Source organism: Aeromicrobium sp. MLTX1, from assembly GCF_046452335.1.
Taxonomy (GTDB): Bacteria; Actinomycetota; Actinomycetes; order Propionibacteriales; family Nocardioidaceae; genus Aeromicrobium.
On the sequence record NZ_JBKFDN010000006.1, the window covers coordinates 1 to 20,669 of the forward strand.

Consider the following 20,669-nt stretch of genomic DNA (forward strand, 5'->3'; position numbering starts at 1 on the left):
CGCAAGCACGACGGCTCGCTGCCGATCGTCGGCGTCAACACGTTCAAGAACCCGCACGGCGACGAGGTGCCGCAGAAGCTCGCCCTGGCTCGTGCGCCCGAGGACGAGAAGCAGTCCCAGCTGCGCCGCCTGCACGAGTTCCAGCAGGTCACCGAGGCCTTCTTGGAGGTCGGCGGCCAGTACCGCCGCAACGTCTGAGCCGGAGACGTTCCTCCTCGCCGGACCGCCCTGACGATCAACGAAGGAAGACTGATGGAACGCAACATCTTCGAACCCGACCCCGATGCCTACCGCGCGAGCGTGAGGGCGTACTTCGCCAAGAGCGCCTTGCCCCACTACGAACGGACTGGTCGGGACGGTGGAATCGGCCGGCATGGCCGCCCTGTATGCCGCAACCTCCCCCGATGCTGTCGGCGGTCGCTTCTACGGCCCTGGAGGGCTGGGGAACCTGGCCGGGGAACCGGCCGAGCAGAAGCTGTACAAGCCGCTCGAGGATCTGGACGACTCGAAGCGTGTGTGGGCGTTGTCAGAACAGATGAGCGGCGTCGAGGTCACAGGTTGATACGGGGCCGAGGCGCGTCACTTCGCCGCGTGTCGGCGACGGCACGGGATCTCGCATCGTCCAGCATGCACACGCACGTGGGAGACGGCTGGCCGTGGACGGTGGCCACGGCCGGGATCGACCGTGGCCACCGTCGGATTCACATGGCGGCGGCCGCCGGCTCTCGGCCGGTCAGTGCCAGCAGGTCGTCCCCATCGATGCGGTAGGTCTCCCACACGTCCATCTGGTCGCCGCCGTGACTGACCAGGGCGCTGCGCAGCGGGTTGCTGCTGATCACCTGACCCTCCAGGCGGGTGTAGCCCTGGTCGACGGCGAGTCGGGCGAGCTCGGTCATCAGGATCAGACCCGTGCCCTGGCCCCTGGCCTCAGGGTCCACGTAGAAGTCCTCGACGTGGATGCCCGGCGCGGCGTCCCAGGTCGAGTACGTGCGGTACCACAGCACCATCCCGGTGATGCGCCCGTCGCGTTCGGCCACGTGAGCCCTCAGGGTGGGATCGGTTCCGAAGAGCTGGATGCGCAGGATGGGCCAGGTCATCCGGCAGGATTCACCTTCGCCATGGAAGTCGGCGAGGGCCTGGATCATCTCGGCCAGTCTGGGCACGTCGGTCACGCGGGCCGGACGGACGTGGGTGGACTGGGAACGGGGGTTGTTCTTCATCAGGTGTCCTTTCACGGGGACGGAGCAGGTGATCCGTCCTGTGTGTCGGGACATTGCCATCAAGGGTCCGACGAGCCATAGGGGCTGTGCAGCAGTTGGACGCGCCGGACGAAGCGCTCGGCGTCCTCACCCGGCGTGGGCACACAGATCGTGGTGGCGACGGACGCATCGAGGCCTAGGGCCGTTTGCGCCTCGTCGTCGATGAGCAGCTTCGCCTGCTGAGCCTGGGCGGGCTTGAACAGGGCGACGAAGGCCCAGTCCGCGAGTCGTCCCCAGCGCGCGCCGGGGAACATCATCTCCAGGCGCCGGGCGACGACGAACATGGTCTCGTCCTCGCGAGCCTGAGCGTCGGCAGGGAGAACGTCCACACGGACCGCGGCGTGCCTGCTCGTCGTGGCAGCGCGCAGGAGGTCGATGGTCTCGCGCTGGTTGAGGGTCTGCGTGGCGGGGTCGTGACCGGCGAGGGCTCCGGAGATCGAGGGGAACGACGACGTGCTCACGCTGGACCGCACAGGCCGCAGCATCACGACCCAATCGCTCCGTCCTGTTCGCGAGGTGGGATCGACCCGGTGGATGTGGGCGGAGGTGCGCATGCGCCCGCCCACGAGGTCGAGGTCGATCGGTTCGCCATCCTCGAACGGAAGCGGCCGACCGAGTATCTCCGCGGCGGTGAGCTCGCGTTGTGGCCGATCCCCCGTGATCAGCTCGATGAGCCGATCGGCTGGTCCGTTCCAGTCCTTGAGCCGGCCCAAGTGGTCGAACACGAACAGGAAGACGCCGATGGCGTTGAGCAGACTGTCGGCCCGAGCTCTCGAGGTACTCCAATCGTCTGGGTGGCGCGCCACCCAGACGGCGAAGAGGGCGGCCAGGACCAGCACGAACTGCGTCTGCTCGCTGGCTGAGACCTCCATCGCGATGATCGCGATCACCAGGACCTGGGACGTGAGGACGAAGATCCGGACGCGACGCTGAGGGTGCCGCTGACGGATGTTCAACGTCAGTATCACGCTCAGCAGCAGGGCGAAGCAGTAGGCCGCGTGGACGATGAACGGCACGGTACGGCGGAACTCGGCCGAGGTGAGGTCCGGGGACACCACCAGGCGGACGAACACGATCACGATCGGCTCGACGAACAACACGATCATCACGAGGGTGGGTATCGACCATCGACCCGAGACGAGTCGCTGGGCAGCCACGAAGGCGGCGGCTGCGGCGGAGGCGGCGGCCGCGAGAATGCAGGCGTTCGCGATGGCGTTCGGGCCGGGCTTGGCGTAGGTCCAGGCAGCACCGACCGACCAGAGGGCCGCTGCCATGCACAGGATGGCGATCGGTCGCGCCGCAGCGGAGGCCCGCACCGGCAGCAGGAGGCACGCAGCGAGCAGAGCGACGGAGGCTGCAGCCAGATTCGCTCCGATCACCGTCTCATTGTCGCCCATCGTCACCGAGCGCGGACGTGATGGCCTCGGTTCGGCGTATTCCTCGCGGCGAGGCCGAAGCGCTACGTCGGGCCCAGCGGGTACCCGGGGGAAAAATTCGAACCTGCGACCTCCCTTAGAGATCGGGCGCATACACCGGCGGGCGCCGCCTCGATGGCCCTTCAGCCGATCTCGGCAGCGATTCTCTTGGCCGTCGCCTTCGCCGATGCCGGGTTCTGACCGGTGATCAGGTTCCCGTCCGCGACGACATACGGAACGAAGGGGAGCTTGCCCTTCTCGTAGTGCGCTCCGCGCTCCTTGGCGCGCTCCTCCGCGTTGTAGGGCACGAGCCGGTCGACCCGCGCGAGCACCTCTTCCTGCCAGGCGAAGCCGGTCATCTGCTTGCCCGCGATGAGGTGGCTGCCGTCGGAGAGCCTGGTCTCCAGCAGTCCGCAGTACCCGTGGCAGACGGACGCGACGATGCCGCCGCGCTCGTAGATCTCGCGGGTGATCTGCTGGAGTCCCTCGCTGTCCGGGAAGTCGTACATCACGGCGTGGCCACCGGTGAAGTAGATCGCGTCGAAGTCGGTCGAGTCGACCTGGTGGGGGCTCAGCGTGTGCCGCAGCAGTTCCATCCTGGCGGGGTCGGCGCGCCATGCCTTCGCGGTCCTGTCCTCGTTCGGGAACTTCAGGGACCGCGGCTCCAGGGGCACCTCCCCTCCGGCGGGACTCACCAATGTCTGTTCGAAGCCGTGGTCCTCGAAGACGTGCCAGGCGTGGGTGAGCTCGGACAGCCACAGCCCGGTGCGGTGGTCCCGATCGTCGTAATGGCCGACGTTGGTCACCACGTGCAGGATGCGCGTGGGTCTGCGAGGGCGTCCCTGGGGATCAGTCACGAGTCCTCTCCTCCATGTATGCATTGCTTACATCGACGGTAGCGCCGAGCCCGACGGCGAGTCAACAACGACGACCAGCAGAGCGCGCGTGGTCAGGAGGCGTGCGTGGTGAGTACGGCGATCAGTGAGGCACGCACCTGACCCGCGATCTCGTCGAGGGTGGGTCCGGTGAGCTTGCGGTCCAGATAGAGGCAGGCAAGGCCGTGCACGAGGCCCCAGCCGCCGAGCGCGAGGTCCACCGGGTCGCCGTCAGGGAAGACGTCCGTGATGGCCGTCGCCAGAAGCTCGTGCACGTCGGAAGCCGCGCGCACCCGCTCGTCGTTCTCGTCGTCGCACTCGTTGCCGAACATCAGCCGGAACAGTGCGGGGCGCCGCAGCGCGAAGTCCACGTAGGTGACTCCGAGGTCGGCGAGCTCCTCGACACTGGCCGGTACCTCGCCATCGCGCGTGAGGTCCGCCTTGAGGTCACGCAAGCCCTGGGCGGCCAGGGCCGACTCCAGCGCCTCGCGATCAGGGAAGTGCCGGTAGGGCGCGGTCGGTGACACGCCGGCCTCGCGCGCCACGGCTCGAATGGAGAACGGCTCGCCACGCTCGAGCATCCCCATGGCGGTCACCAGCAGCGCGGCGCGCAGGTCTCCGTGGTGGTAGGTGCTCTTGGGCGCGACGGTCATGGCGCGAGGTCCTCCTTGCGTAGTTCGGTTCAAGCATGGCGCGTGCCCCAGCGGTCGGGCGGCCGAAACGCCGCGACAGCCTCCTCCCGCGATGTTGACAATGCTTACATCGCGGCCTAATCTACCATGTAAGCACCGTATACATCAGCGAGGAGTTCGGACCATGGTTCACGCGACGCACGAGTCCACGAGCGACACGGTCGAGGTCGATCTCGGCGGGCACACCGTCACCATCCCCAGGGGTGGCTTGTACGACACGTACCGCATGGACACCGACCTCGACGTCGTCGCAGCGGACCCGCGAGTGCGTACCGTCGACTTCTTCGAGAGCCTCTCCAAGACGGAGGTGCAGTCGGCCATCGGACCGACCCGGACCCCGAACTTCTACTACGCCATGTCGAAGGCGCAGCTGACCTTCCTCGCCCCGACGAAGGCGCTGCGCTCACGGCTGCCAAAGGGACTCGACCCACTCCAGGTCGCCCCCGGTCTTGGCCTGTTCTCGGTGGTGTTCTTCCGCTACGACGTGTGCGACATCGACTTCTACACCGAGGCCACGGTCGCCGTCGCCGTCCGACCGGCGCACCACGGGAACCGCGCGACCGCGGATCTTCTGTCGTCGCTGGGGAATGATTCGATCCATGCGTACGTCCTGTCGCTGCCCGTGAACACCGAGATCGCCCAGGTCCGCGGTCATGACGGCTATGGCTTCCCCAAGTGGGTGACCGAGATCGACGTCGACATCGACGCGCGCCGCACCACCGCTCGGGTGGCCAACGACGAGGGCGGCACCGACATCGCGCTGGACGTCGCCACGCCGAGCCAGAAGGAGTTCGCCAGCGGCACCAACGTCTCGACGCTGACGTCTTACACCGAGCTCGGGAACGGCTGGAACGCGACACTGAGCCAGACCAACACGCTCGCTGCCGGCAGCCGAGTTCTGCCCCGCGGCGGCTCTCTCGAGCTCGGCTCGGGCCGTCTCACCGATGACGTTCGATCGCTCAAGCCGATCAGGGCGCTGCGATTCGACGTCGCGACCGCATGCCAGAACGCCCTGCACCTTCCCGTGCCCGTCTCCGTTCCGGCGAGGTGACCATGACCACCACGCACTCGCTCAGTCCCCGTATCGACACCGCCCGCCTGGACGCGCTCGCCGCCCGGGTCCACGCCGCGGATCCCGAGACGCGCCAAGAGGTCACGAACGCCATGACCGGCTCCGTCCTCGGGCTGGTCCCGCGCTGTACCCCCGACGACATGGCGGCCGCGGCGGCGCTGGCGCGGAGCGTCCAGAAGGCGTGGGCCTCCCGGCCCGTGGAGGAGCGCGCAGCCGTGCTGCTGCGATTCCACGACCTCGTCCTGTCGCGCCAGGATGAGGTGCTCGACCTCATCCAGCTCGAGAACGGGAAGGCCCGGCGGCATGCGTTCGAGGAGATCCTCGACGTTGCGATGGCGTCGCGCTACTACGCCCACACCGCCGAGGACTACCTGAAGCCGAAGCGCCGCCAAGGGGCGCAGCTGGCGCTCACCAAGGTGTGGGAGCTGCACCACCCCAAGGGCCTGGTCGGTGTCATCTCTCCGTGGAACTATCCGCTCACGCTCGGCATCAGCGATGCCCTACCCGCGATCGTGGCCGGCAACGCCGTGCTGACCAAGCCGGACGCGCAGACACCCTACGCGGCGCTCTGGGCCGTCGAGCTTCTCGAGGAGGCCGGCCTGCCAGCCGGGCTCGTGCAGGTGGTCACCGGGTCCGGCGCCGAGCTCGGGACGCCGATCATCGAGAACTCGGACTTCCTGATGTTCACCGGGTCCACCGCTGTCGGCCGCACCGTCGCAGCACAGGCCGGCGAGCACCTCATCGACTGCTCCATGGAGCTCGGCGGCAAGAACGCGCTGCTCGTGCTCGACGACGCCGACGTCGACAAGGCGGTCGCCGGCGCGATCCGCGCCAGCTTCTCCAACACCGGCCAGCTCTGCATCTCCATGGAGCGCATCTACGTCCCGGCGACGCTGTGGGACGAGTTCACGGCCAAGCTCGCGGCCGCGACGACGGCCATGAGACTCTCCGCCGGCATCGACTACTCCGGCGACATGGGCTCGCTCGTGTCGCAGAAGCAGCTCGACACGGTCGTCCGCCACGTCGAGGACGCGATCGCGAAGGGCGCGACCGTGCTGGCCGGCGGCCGGGCACGTCCCGACCTCGGCCCCTTCTTCCACGAGCCGACCATCCTGACCGACGTCGACGACACCATGGAGGTGTACGCCCACGAGACGTTCGGGCCGCTCGTCTCGCTCTACCGGGTCGCGGACGAGGAGGAGGCCATCGCGAAGGCCAACGACAGCGACTTCGGCCTCAACTTCAGTGTGTGGACCTCCGACGAGAAGCGCGGCTACCGCGTCGCCTCACGGCTCGAGGCCGGCACGGTCAACGTCAACGACGCCTACGCCGCCGCCTGGGGATCGATGGACGCGCCCATGGGCGGGATGAAGGCGTCCGGCGTCGGCCGCCGCCACGGCGAGCACGGCATCCTGAAGTACACCGAGTCCCAGACCATCGCCGTCGAGCGTCTCCTGCCAGTCGGCGTCCCCGACGGCATGAACCCCCAGACCTACGCGCGCATCGCCACCCGAGCCTTGCGCCTGGCCAAGCGCCTGCCGCGCGTCAAGTAGCACCACAGACGAGGATCATGCATGCAGACCATCCTGGGAGCCAACGGCCAGATCGCCGAAGAGCTCGCCCGCTACCTCCACGGCAACGTCACCCACGACCTGCGGCTGGTCAGCCGCGACCCCCGCAGAGTCCACGATTCCGACCAGCTCGTCAGGGCGAACCTGATGGACGCCGATGCCACGGCGGCCGCCGTCGAGGGCTCCGAGATCGCCTACCTGACAGTCGGGCTTCCCATCGACTCCGCCCTCTGGGAACAGCAGTTCCCGGTGATGATGGCGAACGCCATCGCCGCGTGCCAGCGGCACGGCACGAAGCTGGTGTTCTTCGACAACACCTACATGTACCCCCGGACCTCGGCTCGCCAGGTCGAGGACACCGCCTTCAAGCCCGAAGGCCGCAAGGCGACCGTCCGCGCCCGGGTGGCCCAGATGCTGCTCGACGAGATACAGGCCGGCACCATCGAGGCGGTGATCTGCCGGGCGCCGGAGTTCTACGGCCCCGACAAGACCAAGAGCCTGACCAACTCCGCGATCTTCGACCGCATCAACCAGGGCAAGCGCCCCCTGGTCCCGATCAGCGCCCAGACCAAGAGGACGCTGATCTGGACACCCGACGCGAGTCGCGGGATGGGTCTGATCGGCAACACGCCCGATGCCTACGGCCAGACCTGGCACCTGCCGACCGACCCGGAGCGCCTCACCTACGCCGAGATGATCGACATCGCCTCGGAGGTCACCGGACGCCGCATCCGCCACACGACGGTCCCGGCGCTCGCCTTCCGGCTGGCCGGCCGCTTCAACCCCGCGGTCGAGGAGGCGTCCGAGTTGCTCCCCCGCTACCGCGACGACAACGTCTTCGACTCGACCGCGTTTGCCGAGCGGTTCCCCGCGTTCGAGGTCACGACCTATCGCGAGGGGATCACCGCGCTGCTTCGATCACGTCCGTGAATTCACGTTCCTGGGCCACCTCCGTCGCCGAGAGGATGTCAGAGGTAGACGAGCACCTTCCCGAGCTTGTTCCCCTGTCGGAGCGAGGCGAGTGCCGAGGGCGCCGCCGAGAGCCCCTCGAACCGAGCAATGTCGTAGCGCAAGGTGCCGTCACCCAGCATGCGCCGAGCTTCGGCGTGGAAGTCCGGCCGCTTGTCCAGGTGGTCGGCGACGAGGAATCCCCCGATCGTCAGCCGCGAGCTGATGACCTTGTCGAGATGCCGGACACCGCGCACATCGCGCTGCCCATACGACGAGATCATCCCGCAGGCGACAATCCTTCCCCCGACCCTCAGCACCTGAAGCGCGGTCTCGAGGTGCGTCCCGCCAACGTTGTCGAAGTAGACGTCGATGCCATCAGGTGCGACCCGCCGAAGCTGTTCGACCAAGTCACCTTCTCGGTAATCGAGGCAGTGCTCGACCCCGAGGATCGATGTCGCGTGGTCCACCTTCTCCGCACCACCAGCGGACCCGATCACGGACGCGCCCCGCGCCCTCGCCAGCTGAGCCGCTACGGACCCAACGGCCCCGGTCACAGCAGAGACCCAGACCACGTCGCCGGGCTGGACCCGTGCCACGGAATCGATACCGACGTAGGCGGTCAGCCCGGGTGCACCGAGTACGTGCAGCCACAGGTCGGCCGTCAGGTCATCGGTCACCTCGAGCATGTCGACCGTCGACTCGTGGACCACCGCGAATTCCTGCCATCCGCCCCAGTGCAGGACCGTCGCACCAGCGGGAATCCGCTCCGAGCGGCTCTCCATCACGACCCCGACCGCGCGCGACTCGATCGGCGCGCCGATCTCGAACGCGGGAGCGTAGGTGGCGGTGACCAGTCGAGGAATCATCGACGGGTCCACACTGATCGTCGTCACCCGCACCAGCACCTCTCCGTCCGCCAGGGCGCGAACGGGGCGGTCGACGAGGTCGAAGCACTCCAGGTCATCCACGGCGGATGGTCGGCGAGACAGCACGACGGCCCGGCTCGAGCTCACGCCCACTCCCAGTCCCTGACCCCACCGGACCGCGCGACCATGCCGTCGATCAACGAGTCGTAGACGGCCATGGGGTTCTCGCCTTCGGGCAGCGCGGCGGAGGTCACCTTGAGGAGTGTCTCGAGACCGACTTCCCCGAACTCGTCCCCGAGCGGGATCCCGAACCGCTGCAGGTGGTTGCGGAACTTCCCGCTCACGGGCGGCATCGACCGGTGCGCCGGGTGACGCATCGCCTCCTCCAGGGTCACGAACTCGGCTCCGAGCTGGCGAAACCGGTCCAGGATCTCGACCAGGAGATCTTGGGCGGGTGGAGTGCCATGGATCAGCCAGATGTAGGGGATGTCGGTCCCGAAGAGACGGCGGGCCCCCGCGGCATGCTCCTGGAGCTTGGCGACAGCCGCGTCGACATAGGTCTCGCGCAGCATCCGCACCGCTGGTGCGTCGTTGGTGTCGATCGCTCGCGCGTAGGGAGCCGTCCACGCGAAATCTCCGAACCATGCGGTGATCGGGGCGTTCACGTAGCCGCGCTCGGTGAGGAAGTCCTCGACCTGTCCGCGCTTCGCCTCCGACCGGCCGGTCATGTCCATCGCGTAGCGGAAGTACTTGGTCGGTGCCTGCTCGACGAATTCGCCGATGAACTCCTCGGCACGTTCGATGTCGTCGCAATACGCCTCGGCCTCCAACCAATTGAGGCACGCGTGGTGGTGAGTGTGATTGCCGATGTGATGGCCGGCGTCCACCCAGCTCTCGATGATCTCGATTCGGGACGGATCAGCTGCGATCGGCTGCGTGTGGGGGAAGGCATAGGCGCCGGCCACCTCGTGTTCGCGCAGAGCGTCCACGACGCCCCGGAGCACCGTGCTCGGGGTGTAGCCGCGCGGCATGGGCGTCCCCTCCCACAGGAGGAGCTCGTCAATGGTGAATGCGATCTTCATGGGCGTGACGCTAATCACCCAGTGACGCTAGGCCTTTGCGGAAGGCGTCGACCTCTTGACCACACGCGCGCTCTCCTCGCGCATCGCCGTCGGAGACATGCCGAACTCGGCGCGGAAGGCCCGAGAGAAGACCGCGTGGCTCGTGAAGCCACATCTGTGTGCCACCTGACTCACGGACAGGTGGCGGGCCGTCGACGTGATCAGGAGCTCCCGCGCCGCGAGAAGTCGCTCGGTTCGGATCAATTCGCTCGGCGTGGTTCCGGCCCGTCGAAGGACGTGCTGAACCTGACGAAGCGACCAGCCGAGGGCCGCGGCGACCGACTCGCCGTCGAGCGTCGGGTCGCCCGCCCGCTGGCGTACCTGCTGACGGATCGCCGCCTCGATGTCGGCCAGGTGATCGGTGGTGACGGCGTCGTGGCTCCGGCTCGCGAGCACCAGCAGGTCGAGCAGGTGTCGTGCGACAGTGTCGAACGCCGGGCTGGTCATGGTGCCCGCTTGAAGGTGGAGCGACCTCAGGGTCTCGAATGCGACGTACCCGAGTCCGCTTCGCCGATCGATGCAGGCCAGCGCCGCGGCAGGCTGCAGGTGATCGCGAACCTCGGCTTCCGAGATCAGGAAGCCCATCGCTCGGCAGTGGCCGGTGTGGGTGGTGGCGACCGGGGCGTCCAGGCTGACCAAGGCCATGTCACCCGGGCCGAGCCTTCTCGAACGGGCTGTCGACTCCAGGACCACCTCGCCTTCGAGAGGTGCCACCAGTTCGTACATCTGGACCGGATCGGCTCGCAGTTCCGTCGCTCCCCTGACCAGGCGCTCGGGCTCACCGGACCAGGAGACCAGTCGATAGAGCTCGGTCGCGTGCCAATCGAGTCGACCGTGATAGGGCGCTTGCTGGTCAGGCACCTCGATCCGGTGGTTCCCGTGCAGATCGGAGACCCTGCGCTGCCAACCGTCCACCGCACCAGTGGGCCCGACGCTGACGAAGCGCCCCGATGTGACCATGGCCACATCGTGCCACGGCACCGTCGTGGCGTCAGCGGTCAAGGTGAGCGCGCGGCCTCGGAACGCGATCAGGCCCGGAGATCCGATGGATCTCCGGGCCTGATCTTCGTGGTAGCGGGGGCAGGATTTGAACCTGCAACCCCTGGAAGAAATCGGGGCGCTTCCTGACCCCTTCCCATCGATGCCCGTTCCAACGCTGCTGGAATGGCTGATAGATCAGCGCTCTGAGGATGCCCTCTGTAGCGCGCAGATCAACGCCACTACGCATCAATCCGTGCAGTAAACGTGCAGTGAAGTGAGATCGCGCTGAGCGCCGAACCGCCTAGAAGCTGTGATGGGTGCCGAACGTGCGCTGCCAGTACGTGAGCGGGGCGCCGCTCGCGGCGGACGCGGTCAGCACGTCCCCGAGGACAACGGTGTGGTCGCCGCCCGGCACGAGGCTGGCGACGCGCAGGCTCACCCACGCGTGGCGGTCCGGCAGCGCCGGCGCCCCGTCCTCGAGTCGCCAGGCGAGATCGGCGAACTTGTCGCCGCCGCTGCGGCTGAACCGCAGCGCGACCTGGTCGTGGTGCGCCGCGAGCACGTTCACCCCGACCCGCGCCCCGACCCGCAGCCGCTCCAGCAGGACCGACCGGTTGCCGAGGCTGAACAGCATCATCGGCGGTTCCATCGACAGCGACTGGAACGCGCTGACGGTGGTGCCGTGCGGGCGCCCGTCGGCCAGCGTCGTCACGACCGCGACACCCGTGGCCACGTTTCCCATCGCCGAGCGGAAGGCACGTTCGAGCTCCGGACCGGACTCAGCCGGTGCCGGGACGCCGTCGTGGGCCGCGGCGCTCACAGCAGGGCTCCGGCGGGCCGCACCCCGTTGAGCACCCAGTTGCCGATGTGGTGCAGCTTGTAGCGGTCGGGGTCGTGCAGCGTGTGGACGCGCGCGTCGCGCCACCAGCGGTCCAGTCCCAGGGACTCGTCCGTGGACGACGTGCCGCCCAGCGCGAACAGCTCGTTCGCCACGCGCACCGCGGTCCGTGAGGCCGCCACCTTCGCGGCGGCCACGGCGACCGACGCCTCGGCGGCCTGCGCGGACGTGGGCTGCTCGCCCGCCTCGTCGACCCGGCGCGCGGCCTCGCCGAGCAGGGCGAGCGCACCACGGACCAGGATCTCGAGCTCCCCCACCTCCGACAGCACGTGCAGGTCCTCGCTGGCCCGTTCGGCGGTGCTGTCGGCGTAGACGCGTGCGCTCGTGCGCACGATGTCGACCGCCGCCGCGAGAGCACCCTCGGCCAGGCCGACGTCGATCGCGACGTGGATGAGCTGGCCGAACGCCCCGTCGGCGGTCGGTCGCTCGACAGGCGCGGGCGGGGCGATCACGTCGTCGGGTGTCACCTCGACGTCAGTGAGCACGACGGTGCCCGAGTGCGTGCCGCGCTGGCCGAGGCTCGCCCAGTCGTCGATCACCTCCACGCCCGGCGCGTCGCGATCCACGTAGACGAAGACGTCGCCGCCGTCGAGGCCACGCGCCCGCACCGGAACGATCTGGGCAGTGAGCGCACCCGTCGCGTAGTACTTGCGCCCCGAGAGCCGCCAGCGGCCCGGGTCGTCCGTCGCGGCGAGACGCGTCGTGAGGACGCCGGTGCGGGGACCTCCGCGCTCCGACAGCGCATTGCCGAGGCGAGCCCCGTCGACGACCCGCGCGGCAAGACGGTGGCGCTGTGAGGCGTCACCGTGCATCAGGAACGCCCGCACGAACACGTAGTGGTTCTGCAGGACCTGCGAGATCGAGCCGTCGGCGACGGCGAGCAGTCGGGTCACCTCGGCCACCGTCGCGGCTCCCAGGCCGGCTCCCCCGAGCTCGGTCGGCACGGTCAGCGCGAGGAGGCCGGACTGCCCGATCCGCTCCAGCTCCTCGCGCGGGACAACGCGATCGCGGTCGCGGCGCGCGGCCCCCGGGGCGAACTCGTCGGCCAGCCGACCGGCGACCTCGACCGCGTGCTCGTGCGACGTCAGTCGCTCGGCCGTACTGACCGAGGCGCTCACACGAGCTCCCGGGCGGGCAGCCCCAGCACGCGGCGGGCATTGCCGCCCGCGACGGCCGCGACCTGCTCCGCATCGAGTCCCGCGGCGGTCAAGGTGTCGAGCACGTGGTCGGCGCCGAGGTCGTCGGCGACGATCGGACTGTCACTGCCCACCAGCACGCGGTCGGCGCCCACCTCGGAGACCAGGTACGCGATCGTCCCGGGGTGGAAGCCCATCGTGTCGAAGTGCAGGCGAGAGGCGTCGACCCTCGCGAAGGCGGCCGTCGAGATCGCTGAGGCCGCCAGCGACGGCGTGATGATCGTCGGCAGTCGGGTCCCCCGCCGGTCGGCCTCGACGAGCAGGGCCACGAGACTCGCCGCGGTGATCGTCCCTCGCGCGAGGAGCACGCCGGGTCGGCCGAGCGGGTCCAGCAGCCCGGTCAGACCCTGCGGGAAGATCGGGTGGACGAAGACCGGGACGCCGAGGTCACGCGCCGCATCGAGCGGCTCGAGCACGACGGGGTCGTCGAGCAGGCGCTCACCACCGTCGGCAGCGGCGTCCACGACGATGCCCGACAGGCCCAGCCCGGCGACCCGCTCGATCTCGCTCACGGCGTCGTCGCCCTGCCAGAGGTCGACGGTGGCCAGTCCCGCGAGCCGGTCGCGGTGTGCCGCGACGACCTCGCCGAGGTGGTCGTTGACCTGCGCGATCGTCGACGGCAGCAGTGGCTCGTCGGCCGACCGAGCGAGGGCCGGCGGGGCGTTCAGCACCCGCACGGCGACATCGCGCGCCGACTCCAGGACGTCGGTCAGGTCGTTGATCCGTGACCGGCCGCTGCGGGCCGAGGCCACGGCCACCTGGGGCCGCCAGCGCGGCCCCAGGTAGTGGACGTGGACGTCGACGACATCGAGCGCGGTCATCGTGTTCCCACGCGCGTGGCGGTGAGCTCGCGCACCCGCGGCACGACGTGCTCGGCGAAGCGGCGCATCTCCTCCTCGACCGGCTGGAACTGCAGCATGAACGTCTCGATCCCGAGCTCGTGGAACTGCACGATCCGGCGGGCCACCTCGTCATACGTGCCGACGAGACCCGCCGCGGTGCCGCCGTTCGTCCCGACCGCTGGGTTCTTGGCGAAGGTCGAGAACATCACGGCCTGCTCATCGGTGCCCTTGAGCAGCGCCTCCAGGGCCGCGGCCTCGCGCCGCTTGAGCTCCCACGCCTCGTCGAACGCCTGCTGCGCCTGAGCCCCCGTCTCGCGTGCGATGACGTAGGCCGAGAGCGCGTACCGGACTGGGGGTCCCGTCCGCGCCCGCCGGGCGACCGAGTCGATGAGCGAGCGCACGTCCTCGATCGGCTGGCCATTGATGAACCAGACGTCGCCGTGCTGCGCGACGAGGTCGCGCGCGGGGTCGGACTCGCCACCGACGTAGACCGTCGGGCGCCGGGTGACCGGATCGCCCTGCACGAGCTGGAGGTCGTCGATGGAGAACCAGCGGCCGTCGTAGGTCACGCGCTCCCCGGACGACAGGGCGTTGACGACCTCGAGCCACTCGGTGCCGTAGGCGTACCGCTGGTCGTGGTCGAGTCCCGCGAGTCCGGTCTTCTCCAGCTCGGGCTTGAACCAGCCGTTGACGACGTTGATCGAGAACCGGCCCTGACTGATCTCGGCGATCTGCAGGGCCTGCTTGGCCAGCACCGCCGGGTGGTAGAGGAACGGCTTGATCGCGGTGATGATCTCGATGCGCTCGGTGAGCGCAGCCAGGGCCGCGGACGCCGTCCACGCCTCGAGGTGAGCAGTCGTGTCGTCGGACGGGTTGATCGTGTGCTGGGCGACGAGCGTGCTGTCGTAGCCGAGCTCCTCCGCCAGCAGGACCTGGTCACGGTTGCGCCGCCACGACGCGTCGAACGGATCCTCGGGGTGGTGCTTGGCTCCCCAGTTGCCGTTGACGAGCGCCCACACGCCGAACTTCGGCTCGGACGAGGTCATCACTTGGTCCCTTCGACCGCGTCGTTGAAGTCGGTCAGGAAGACGTCGCGCACGTCGACCTCCTTCTCGAGGATGCCGAGCTCGGTGTACAGGTCGGCCCACTCCTGCTCGCCGTCGAGGAAGTCATCGTCGATGGGCTGCAGGCCCTTCGCGCCGCGTCCGTACGCGGTGACGATCGCGGTCTCGCTGAAGCCGAGCTCGGGCGCCAGCAGCTTCGCCTGCTCCTCGCGGTTCTCGGGGATCCACGCCATCGTGTCGGCGACCCCGCGGAGCACCGCGCGAATGGCCTCGGGCTTCTCCTCGATCGCCTAGGTCGTGGCGACATAGGGGTAGAGGTTCTCCACGTAGCCGTCAGCGGTGGTCAGCAGACGCGAGCCGGTGCGCTCCTGCGAGTCGGCCATGTTCGGGTCGATCGTGGAGTAGGCGTCCAGCTCGCCCTTGTCGTAGGCCTGGAACGCGTCCGGCCCGGTGATCTCGACGATCTCGATGTCGTCCTCGGTGAGTCCGGCCTTCTCGATGTAGCGCAGCACGAACGGGTAGGCGTTCGTCGAGCGCAGCAGGCTGATGCGCTTGCCCTTGAGGTCGGCCGGACCCTGGATGTCGCTGTCCTTCGGCACGAGAATGCCCGACTGGTTCGGGTTGGGCTCCGAGACCGCGACGGCCTGGACCTGCCCGCCGTTGACGTACGACTGGATCGCGCCGATGTCGCCGATCTCGGTGATGTCGATCTTCCCGGCGTTGAGCGCCTGGAGCATGTCCTGGAAGTTCGGGAAGTACGAGTATTCGACCTTCACGCCCTCGGGCTGGACGTCGCGCACCCACATCGTGCTGAAGATGCCGAAGTTGCGCGGAACGCCGACGCGGATCGTGACGTCGCCCTCCTCGTCGGCGGCGTCCGAGGAGCCGCCGCACGCGGCCAGCACGAGCGCGGCCGCGGCGAGCAGGGAGGTCAGCAGGGTTCGGGTGGTTCTCATGAGGGTTCTCTCCGGTGGTGGGGGGACGGGTCAGCCGGCGAGCAGCTCGGCAGCCGCACGCAGGGGTCGGGGGTCGATCCAGGCGTCGAGGTCGACGTCGGAGGTGATGAAGCCGTGACGCAGGAGGAAGTCCTTCTGGACCCGGATGCCGTCGACGAGGTCCTCGGCCAGGCTCACCTCGAGACGGGTGTGCAGGCCCGGGCCGAACGACGGGTCGACGAACTCCTCGACGAAGCCCACCTCGTTCGCGATGATGCGGCGAGCCTCGTCCTCGTGGTCCTGCGCCCAGGCCGCGGCGCGCTGGCTCGCGGCCAGGTAGCGCGCGACGAGGTCGGGTCGTTCGTCGATCAGGTCGGTGCTGGCGGTGAAGGCCACCGGCGCGATGTTGGAGACGCGCTGGCGGGCCTCCGGCAGCGCACCCACGTCGACGACCACGTGCAGCGAGAAGAACGCCTCGACGTCGACCGCGCGCATGCCGTTGACGTAGATCGCGTCGACCTCGCCGCGCACGAGCGCTTCGACCTCGTTGGCCTGGAGCCGCTTGTTCGTGAACGCGCTGAACAGCGAGCCCGTGAGCGTGGAGGAGTCCGCCGGGATGTAGGGGCGCGTCTCCTCGAGGTCGACGAGCGTGACGTCGCCGAACTGCAGGCCACCCGACTCCAGCGCCACCTCCAGTCCGCGAAGCGCCGTGGCGCGCCAGAAGTCGATCTGGTCGTTGACGCGGCGCGCGACGCCGATGCGCCGGCCCGCGAGATCCTCGACCGAGGTGATGCCGGAGTCGGCGCGCGCGACGACGTGCTGGACATGCTCGACCCACGACAGGCCGACGAGGCGCTGGCTCGTCCCGCGGGACGCCGACCAGATCGGCGGGATGTTGCCGCCCTGGCGGAACGAGCGGGGCTGCGTGTGGTCGAAGTGCGACTGCCGGATGCGCTCGTCGCCGGAGGTCAGCAGCGAGCGCACCTCGATGCCGTCGGCCGCGAACTCGGCGTCGAGCAGTCCGGTGGAGATCGCCAGGCTCGAGGCGGTGGGCACCGGGCAGCGCGTGTACCAGAGCTCGCTGACGTCGGTCCGGGTGTCGGTGATGGTCATGGTGTTCCTTCGGGTGGGAGGCGGATCAGAAGTAGCCGTTGTCGGGGACGTCGGTGCCGTTGAGCGCCCGGTCGCCGATGACCTTGGCCTTGTAGGCGAGCGGGTTGTGGCTGGCCACCGTGCGCGCGTTGCGCCAGTGCCGGTCGAGGTTGAGCGAGGTCGACAGCGCCGAGGCACCGCCGGTGTCGTAGAGCAGCCGGCCCGCCGCCAGGGAGGCCTCGCCGGCGACGATCTGGCTCGCGGCGACGGTCGTCGCCGCGTCCTGCAGCGCCTCCTGTCGTCCGTCGGCGAGTGCATCGTCGAGGGCGTCGGCCGCGGCTCGCACGGCGGACTCCGCCGCGAGAGCGTGCGCCGCCAGCTGGCCGACCGCCTGCTGGACGAACGGGTCCTCCACCGCGCTGGCCGCCAGGCTGTGCGGGCCGGGTCGCGCCTTGGTCCGCGTGAACTCGATCGCGTCGACCAGGGCATTGCGGCTGATGCCGGCCGAGACCGCCGCGAGGTGCAGCTGGCGGTACGGACCCGCCGGGTCGAGCTGGTCCGCGGGAACCGGCGCGAGAATCTCGTCCGGGTGCACGACGACGTCGTCGAAGTGCGTCGTGCCGCTGGCGGTGAGTCGCTGGCCCATGGCCGCGAAGTCGTCGAGCACCTGCACGCCCTCGCGGTCGGTCGGCACGATCACCGTGACCAGCGCGTCCCCGTCGTCGAGCGCGAGCACGCTCATGCGGTCGGCGTAGATCGTGCCGGTGCAGTAGTACTTCGTGCCGTTGAGGCGCAGGCCGTCCCGTCGCGTCAGCCGTGTGCGGAACTCCGTCGGCGAGCTGGTGCCCACCTCGGTGGTGCCGTTGCCGAAGAGGGCTCCGTCACCGATGACCCGCAGCCACCGTTCGCGATCAGTCGTGGGCGTCGGGCCGACGAGCCGCTCGATGATCGAGAAGTGTGAGCGCAGCGCCTGCGCGACGTTGGAGTCGGCGCCGGCCAGCGCGAGCACGACCTCGGCGACGTCGCGGACGCCTCCGCCGCGGCCCCCGAAGCGCTCGGGCACGCGCACGCCGCCGAGACCGCTCGCACGGAACGCGTCGACCGACTTGAAGGGCAGCTCGCGGTCTGCCTCGCGCCGGGCCGCACCCTCACGGACGCGATCGGCCAGCGCGGCAAGCTCGGCCGACGTGACGACGCGGCTCATGCGACGACCTCCTCGTCGTCGACGCCGAGCTCGTGCAGGATCCGGTTGCGGTACTCGCCGAATCGCGGGTCCCGGTGCGGCCTGGGTCGCGGCAGGTCGATCGTCAGCACGTCCTTGACGCCACCGTCCGCCAGCACGACGACGCGATCCGCCAGCACGATGGCCTCCTCGACGTCGTGCGTCACGAGCACGGCGGTGAAGCCGTGCGCTCGCCAGAGTCGCTGGACGAGCGCCTGCGCGCGGATCCGCGTGAGTGCATCGAGCGCACCGAACGGCTCGTCGAGCAGCAGCAGGGCCGGCTCGCGGAACAGCGCCCGCGCCAGGGCGACGCGCTGCTGCTCACCGCCCGACAGCGTGGACGGCCAGGCGTCGAGCCGGTCCTCCAGGCCGACTTCGGCCAGGGCCGCGCCGGCCCGCTCGCGCAGGTCGGCGGCGCGTCCGGACACCCCGAGCGCGACGTTGGACCAGACCTTGGCCCACGGCAGCAGCCGGGCGTCCTGGAATCCGAACGAGCGGGTGCCCTCCGCCACGACCGTGCCCGAGAACTCCGTGTCGAGTCCGGCCAGGGCGCGCAGCAGTGTGCTCTTGCCGCAGCCGCTCTTGCCGACCACCACGACGAACTCGCCGGGACGCACCCGCAGGTCGAGGTCGGAGAGGATCACGCGATCGCCGTACGCCTTGGTGTAGGAGTCGATGACCACCTCGGCCCCGCCGGCGGTGGAGGTGCTCGCGTCCACGCTCATCCGACGAACTCCTTCCGCCAGGGCAGGAGCTGTCGTTCGAGCAGACGGACGCCCCACTCCATGAGCAGGCCCAGCACCGCATAGATCACCAGGCCGAGCACGATCATGTCCGTGCGCACGTACTCGCGGCCGCGCATCACCAGGAAGCCGATGCCGGCCTCCGCGTTGACCGTCTCGGCGACGACGAGGCTCAGCCAGGCGATGCCGAGGGCGAAGCGGACACCGACGAGGTAGGACGGCAGGGCGCCAGGCATGATCACGCGGCGGATCAGCTGCCAGCGGCCGAGCCCGTGCATCGAGGCGAGCTCCCCGAAGCGGGGATCGACGGCCCGGATGCCCTTGTGCAGGTTGAGGTAGATCGGGAAGATCACACCGATCGTGACGAGGCCGATCTTCAGCGACTCGTCGATGCCGAGCCACACGATCAGCAGCGGCATCAGACCGAGGAACGGCAGCGCCCGCAGCATCTGCAGCGGAGTGTCGACGAGCTCCTCCCCCACGCGGGACAGACCGGCCACCAGCCCGGCGATCGTGCCGATCGTGCCGCCGATGAACAGCCCAATCAGCACACGCCGCAGCGAGACCCACGTGTTGGTCGCCAGGGAGCCATCACCGAGCTGCTCCCAGAACAGCGACGCGACCTCGGCGGGCGACGCGAGCGTCGAGCGGTCGATCCATCCCCAGGAGGACGCCGCCTGCCAGGCCACGAGGATCGCAACGACGACGGACGCCCGGCGGGCGATCTCGGCGGCCCGGCCGGACCCGCGACGTGCCGCGGCAGGTGGCCTCGGGGGCCGCGCCGTGGCCGCGGGAGCGGCGGGGCGCACCGTGGAGGTGACGGTCATGGTGCTCGCCTCACTGGGTTGGGGTTATACGTATGACCCCAAACATAAGTGAGTTACTAGACTTACCCGACAACGTCCACGATACGAGACCTTCCTTCCGTCGCCGACCGTCTCGACGGATGGAAGGATCGGGTCGTGCCCAAGATCAACGTGTACCTTCCCGACGAGCTCGCGGCGCGCGTCAAGGACGCCCGCATCCCGGTATCGCGCATCTGCCAGACGGCGCTCGCGGAGGCCGTCGACGATTTGGAGCGTCCCGCCGTCGAGGCGGAGTCACTGCCCGTCGCCGAAGGCGTCGACATGCCGTTCAACCCCCACGTCGCCGGCTTCGTGCGCAGCGCGATCGAGCGCGCGACACGACGCGGGAGCGACGAGGTCGGCACCGCTGACGTCCTACGGGGCCTGCTCGACGAGGACGAGAGCCTCATCCTCCACGCGATGGAGAACGCGGGCTTCAGCCGCACCCGGATCGCCGAGTCGCTCGACCGGCACGCCCCGCCGGAGCCGGAGGACTCCGAGGACGGGCAGGGCGAGCCGCGCCTCTCCGAAGACGCCCTCCGCGTCCTGCGGATCGCGAACGACGAGGCCCACGAGCGCCACGGCGACTCCATCAACGGCAGCCACGTCATCGTCGGGCTGCTGGCCGACGAAGGTCCTGCGGGGCGCGCCCTGCGCGACCTCGGCGTCCAGGACGTCATCACCCCGGCGGCCCTGACGATCCTGAACGAGGGCATCGCCTACGGTCGCGCTACCAGTGGCCGCGGCGACCGCCCCCAACTCCTGGCACTGGCCGACATCGTCGCGCGCCTCGACCGGATCGAGCGGCACCTCCAGGAGGGCACCCTCCCCTGAGCCAACTGCCGTGCCTCGTCTGCAGGCGCGAGTCATGCCCCCACGCATCAGCGGCGGCAGGATGTGAATTCACGAGACTACGCATCTCATCCGTGCTCGCTCCGACTCAGTCGGACGGGACGCCGGTCGCCCGGCGCATCACGGAGTCGAAGGCGCGGTCGGGCAACACGTCGTGCATCACGATCATGGGCTTCG

23 protein-coding genes are annotated in these 20,669 nt (G+C 69.3%); 6 read left to right on the forward strand and 17 right to left on the reverse strand.

Annotation, left to right across the window (positions count from 1 at the left end; translation table 11 throughout):
* Positions 1-198, forward strand: a 198-nt coding sequence (locus ACK99Q_RS17620) for a hypothetical protein (RefSeq protein ID WP_410187404.1), incomplete at its 5' end; no start/stop codon positions are given.
* A 175-nt stretch (positions 199-373) separates the two neighbouring features.
* Entirely contained in the window at positions 374-562 is a 189-nt protein-coding gene (locus ACK99Q_RS17625; protein WP_410187405.1) for a hypothetical protein, read from the forward strand.
* Between the two features lie 139 nt (positions 563-701).
* Here the strand turns inward: ACK99Q_RS17625 and ACK99Q_RS17630 are convergent, their stop codons facing one another.
* The 4 genes from ACK99Q_RS17630 to ACK99Q_RS17645 all read right to left on the reverse strand — a co-directional run bounded on the left by ACK99Q_RS17630 (position 702) and on the right by ACK99Q_RS17645 (position 4,202).
* Positions 702-1,220 (reverse strand): N-acetyltransferase family protein, encoded by a 519-nt coding sequence (locus tag ACK99Q_RS17630; protein ID WP_410187406.1) that lies wholly within the window; start codon positions 1,218-1,220, stop codon positions 702-704.
* Positions 1,221-1,279: 59 nt separating this feature from the next.
* Positions 1,280-2,662 carry a hypothetical protein gene (locus tag ACK99Q_RS17635; protein WP_410187407.1) on the reverse strand — a complete coding sequence of 461 codons (1,383 nt, stop codon included), beginning with the start codon at positions 2,660-2,662 and terminating at the stop codon, positions 1,280-1,282.
* Positions 2,663-2,817: 155 nt separating this feature from the next.
* Positions 2,818-3,531 (reverse strand): type 1 glutamine amidotransferase domain-containing protein, encoded by a 714-nt coding sequence (locus tag ACK99Q_RS17640; protein WP_410187408.1) that lies wholly within the window; start codon positions 3,529-3,531, stop codon positions 2,818-2,820.
* Between the two features lie 92 nt (positions 3,532-3,623).
* The gene (locus ACK99Q_RS17645) at positions 3,624-4,202 is read right to left on the reverse strand and encodes a TetR/AcrR family transcriptional regulator (RefSeq protein ID WP_410187409.1); all 579 of its coding nucleotides are present in this window, start codon (positions 4,200-4,202) and stop codon (positions 3,624-3,626) included.
* A gap of 163 nt (positions 4,203-4,365) precedes the next feature.
* Here ACK99Q_RS17645 and ACK99Q_RS17650 point away from each other — a divergent pair, with 163 nt between their 5' ends.
* Genes ACK99Q_RS17650 through ACK99Q_RS17660 form a run of 3 tightly spaced genes read left to right on the forward strand, consistent with a single transcriptional unit; the run spans position 4,366 to position 7,814 of the window.
* A complete protein-coding gene (locus tag ACK99Q_RS17650) occupies positions 4,366-5,292 on the forward strand; it encodes an acetoacetate decarboxylase family protein (RefSeq protein WP_410187410.1) in 927 nt (308 codons plus the stop codon).
* A 2-nt stretch (positions 5,293-5,294) separates the two neighbouring features.
* Positions 5,295-6,866, forward strand: a complete 1,572-nt coding sequence (locus ACK99Q_RS17655; RefSeq protein ID WP_410187411.1) for a succinic semialdehyde dehydrogenase — start codon at positions 5,295-5,297, stop codon at positions 6,864-6,866.
* Between the two features lie 21 nt (positions 6,867-6,887).
* Complete coding sequence (locus tag ACK99Q_RS17660; protein WP_410187412.1) at positions 6,888-7,814, forward strand: NAD-dependent epimerase/dehydratase family protein; 927 nt, start codon at positions 6,888-6,890, stop codon at positions 7,812-7,814.
* Positions 7,815-7,852: 38 nt separating this feature from the next.
* Here ACK99Q_RS17660 and ACK99Q_RS17665 read toward each other — a convergent pair whose 3' ends face one another.
* The 13 genes from ACK99Q_RS17665 to ACK99Q_RS17725 all read right to left on the reverse strand — a co-directional run bounded on the left by ACK99Q_RS17665 (position 7,853) and on the right by ACK99Q_RS17725 (position 19,622).
* A complete protein-coding gene (locus ACK99Q_RS17665; protein ID WP_410187413.1) occupies positions 7,853-8,854 on the reverse strand; it encodes an NADP-dependent oxidoreductase in 1,002 nt (333 codons plus the stop codon).
* On the reverse strand, positions 8,845-9,783 hold the full coding sequence (locus ACK99Q_RS17670) for a polysaccharide deacetylase family protein (RefSeq protein WP_410187414.1): 939 nt from the start codon (positions 9,781-9,783) through the stop codon (positions 8,845-8,847). Before ACK99Q_RS17670 ends, ACK99Q_RS17665 begins: the two co-directional genes overlap by 10 nt.
* 27 nt (positions 9,784-9,810) lie before the next feature.
* Positions 9,811-10,782 carry an AraC family transcriptional regulator gene (locus tag ACK99Q_RS17675; protein ID WP_410187415.1) on the reverse strand — a complete coding sequence of 324 codons (972 nt, stop codon included), beginning with the start codon at positions 10,780-10,782 and terminating at the stop codon, positions 9,811-9,813.
* A 322-nt stretch (positions 10,783-11,104) separates the two neighbouring features.
* On the reverse strand, positions 11,105-11,623 hold the full coding sequence (locus tag ACK99Q_RS17680) for a flavin reductase family protein (protein WP_410187416.1): 519 nt from the start codon (positions 11,621-11,623) through the stop codon (positions 11,105-11,107).
* Positions 11,620-12,819 carry an SfnB family sulfur acquisition oxidoreductase gene (locus ACK99Q_RS17685; RefSeq protein ID WP_410187417.1) on the reverse strand — a complete coding sequence of 400 codons (1,200 nt, stop codon included), beginning with the start codon at positions 12,817-12,819 and terminating at the stop codon, positions 11,620-11,622. The genes ACK99Q_RS17680 and ACK99Q_RS17685 overlap by 4 nt, the downstream gene beginning before the upstream one ends.
* On the reverse strand, positions 12,816-13,718 hold the full coding sequence (locus ACK99Q_RS17690) for an amidohydrolase family protein (RefSeq protein WP_410187418.1): 903 nt from the start codon (positions 13,716-13,718) through the stop codon (positions 12,816-12,818). Before ACK99Q_RS17690 ends, ACK99Q_RS17685 begins: the two co-directional genes overlap by 4 nt.
* Positions 13,715-14,785, reverse strand: coding sequence for an LLM class flavin-dependent oxidoreductase (locus ACK99Q_RS17695; RefSeq protein WP_410187419.1), 1,071 nt, complete (start codon positions 14,783-14,785; stop codon positions 13,715-13,717). Before ACK99Q_RS17695 ends, ACK99Q_RS17690 begins: the two co-directional genes overlap by 4 nt.
* The gene (locus tag ACK99Q_RS17700; RefSeq protein WP_410187420.1) at positions 14,785-15,060 is read right to left on the reverse strand and encodes a hypothetical protein; all 276 of its coding nucleotides are present in this window, start codon (positions 15,058-15,060) and stop codon (positions 14,785-14,787) included. The genes ACK99Q_RS17695 and ACK99Q_RS17700 overlap by 1 nt, the downstream gene beginning before the upstream one ends.
* A 33-nt stretch (positions 15,061-15,093) precedes the next feature.
* Positions 15,094-15,759: an ABC transporter substrate-binding protein gene (locus ACK99Q_RS17705; RefSeq protein WP_410187421.1), complete on the reverse strand. Its 666-nt coding sequence runs from the start codon at positions 15,757-15,759 to the stop codon at positions 15,094-15,096.
* A 30-nt stretch (positions 15,760-15,789) separates the two neighbouring features.
* Positions 15,790-16,851 carry an ABC transporter substrate-binding protein gene (locus ACK99Q_RS17710; protein WP_410187422.1) on the reverse strand — a complete coding sequence of 354 codons (1,062 nt, stop codon included), beginning with the start codon at positions 16,849-16,851 and terminating at the stop codon, positions 15,790-15,792.
* Between the two features lie 25 nt (positions 16,852-16,876).
* Positions 16,877-18,034: an acyl-CoA dehydrogenase family protein gene (locus ACK99Q_RS17715; RefSeq protein WP_410187423.1), complete on the reverse strand. Its 1,158-nt coding sequence runs from the start codon at positions 18,032-18,034 to the stop codon at positions 16,877-16,879.
* Positions 18,031-18,777, reverse strand: coding sequence for an ABC transporter ATP-binding protein (locus ACK99Q_RS17720; RefSeq protein ID WP_410187424.1), 747 nt, complete (start codon positions 18,775-18,777; stop codon positions 18,031-18,033). Before ACK99Q_RS17720 ends, ACK99Q_RS17715 begins: the two co-directional genes overlap by 4 nt.
* Positions 18,774-19,622, reverse strand: coding sequence for an ABC transporter permease (locus ACK99Q_RS17725; protein WP_410187425.1), 849 nt, complete (start codon positions 19,620-19,622; stop codon positions 18,774-18,776). The genes ACK99Q_RS17720 and ACK99Q_RS17725 overlap by 4 nt, the downstream gene beginning before the upstream one ends.
* A 135-nt stretch (positions 19,623-19,757) precedes the next feature.
* Here ACK99Q_RS17725 and ACK99Q_RS17730 point away from each other — a divergent pair, with 135 nt between their 5' ends.
* Positions 19,758-20,474 carry a Clp protease N-terminal domain-containing protein gene (locus ACK99Q_RS17730; RefSeq protein ID WP_410187426.1) on the forward strand — a complete coding sequence of 239 codons (717 nt, stop codon included), beginning with the start codon at positions 19,758-19,760 and terminating at the stop codon, positions 20,472-20,474.
* Positions 20,475-20,669: the final 195 nt, after the last annotated feature.

Excerpts from the sequence above, each read along its gene's own strand:
- ACK99Q_RS17690 (WP_410187418.1), bottom strand. The coding sequence starts at position 13,718 with ATGACCGCGCTCGATGTCGTCGACGTCCACGTCCACTACCTGGGGCCG.
- ACK99Q_RS17715 (WP_410187423.1), bottom strand. The coding sequence starts at position 18,034 with ATGAGCCGCGTCGTCACGTCGGCCGAGCTTGCCGCGCTGGCCGATCGC.
- ACK99Q_RS17630 (WP_410187406.1), bottom strand. The coding sequence starts at position 1,220 with ATGAAGAACAACCCCCGTTCCCAGTCCACCCACGTCCGTCCGGCCCGC.
- ACK99Q_RS17625 (WP_410187405.1), top strand. The coding sequence starts at position 374 with ATGGCCGCCCTGTATGCCGCAACCTCCCCCGATGCTGTCGGCGGTCGC.
- ACK99Q_RS17705 (WP_410187421.1), bottom strand. The coding sequence starts at position 15,759 with ATGAGAACCACCCGAACCCTGCTGACCTCCCTGCTCGCCGCGGCCGCG.
- ACK99Q_RS17670 (WP_410187414.1), bottom strand. The coding sequence starts at position 9,783 with ATGAAGATCGCATTCACCATTGACGAGCTCCTCCTGTGGGAGGGGACG.
- ACK99Q_RS17720 (WP_410187424.1), bottom strand. The coding sequence starts at position 18,777 with ATGAGCGTGGACGCGAGCACCTCCACCGCCGGCGGGGCCGAGGTGGTC.
- ACK99Q_RS17650 (WP_410187410.1), top strand. The coding sequence starts at position 4,366 with ATGGTTCACGCGACGCACGAGTCCACGAGCGACACGGTCGAGGTCGAT.
- ACK99Q_RS17675 (WP_410187415.1), bottom strand. The coding sequence starts at position 10,782 with ATGGTCACATCGGGGCGCTTCGTCAGCGTCGGGCCCACTGGTGCGGTG.
- ACK99Q_RS17725 (WP_410187425.1), bottom strand. The coding sequence starts at position 19,622 with ATGACCGTCACCTCCACGGTGCGCCCCGCCGCTCCCGCGGCCACGGCG.
- ACK99Q_RS17655 (WP_410187411.1), top strand. The coding sequence starts at position 5,295 with ATGACCACCACGCACTCGCTCAGTCCCCGTATCGACACCGCCCGCCTG.
- ACK99Q_RS17660 (WP_410187412.1), top strand. The coding sequence starts at position 6,888 with ATGCAGACCATCCTGGGAGCCAACGGCCAGATCGCCGAAGAGCTCGCC.
- ACK99Q_RS17695 (WP_410187419.1), bottom strand. The coding sequence starts at position 14,785 with ATGACCTCGTCCGAGCCGAAGTTCGGCGTGTGGGCGCTCGTCAACGGC.
- ACK99Q_RS17710 (WP_410187422.1), bottom strand. The coding sequence starts at position 16,851 with ATGACCATCACCGACACCCGGACCGACGTCAGCGAGCTCTGGTACACG.
- ACK99Q_RS17645 (WP_410187409.1), bottom strand. The coding sequence starts at position 4,202 with ATGACCGTCGCGCCCAAGAGCACCTACCACCACGGAGACCTGCGCGCC.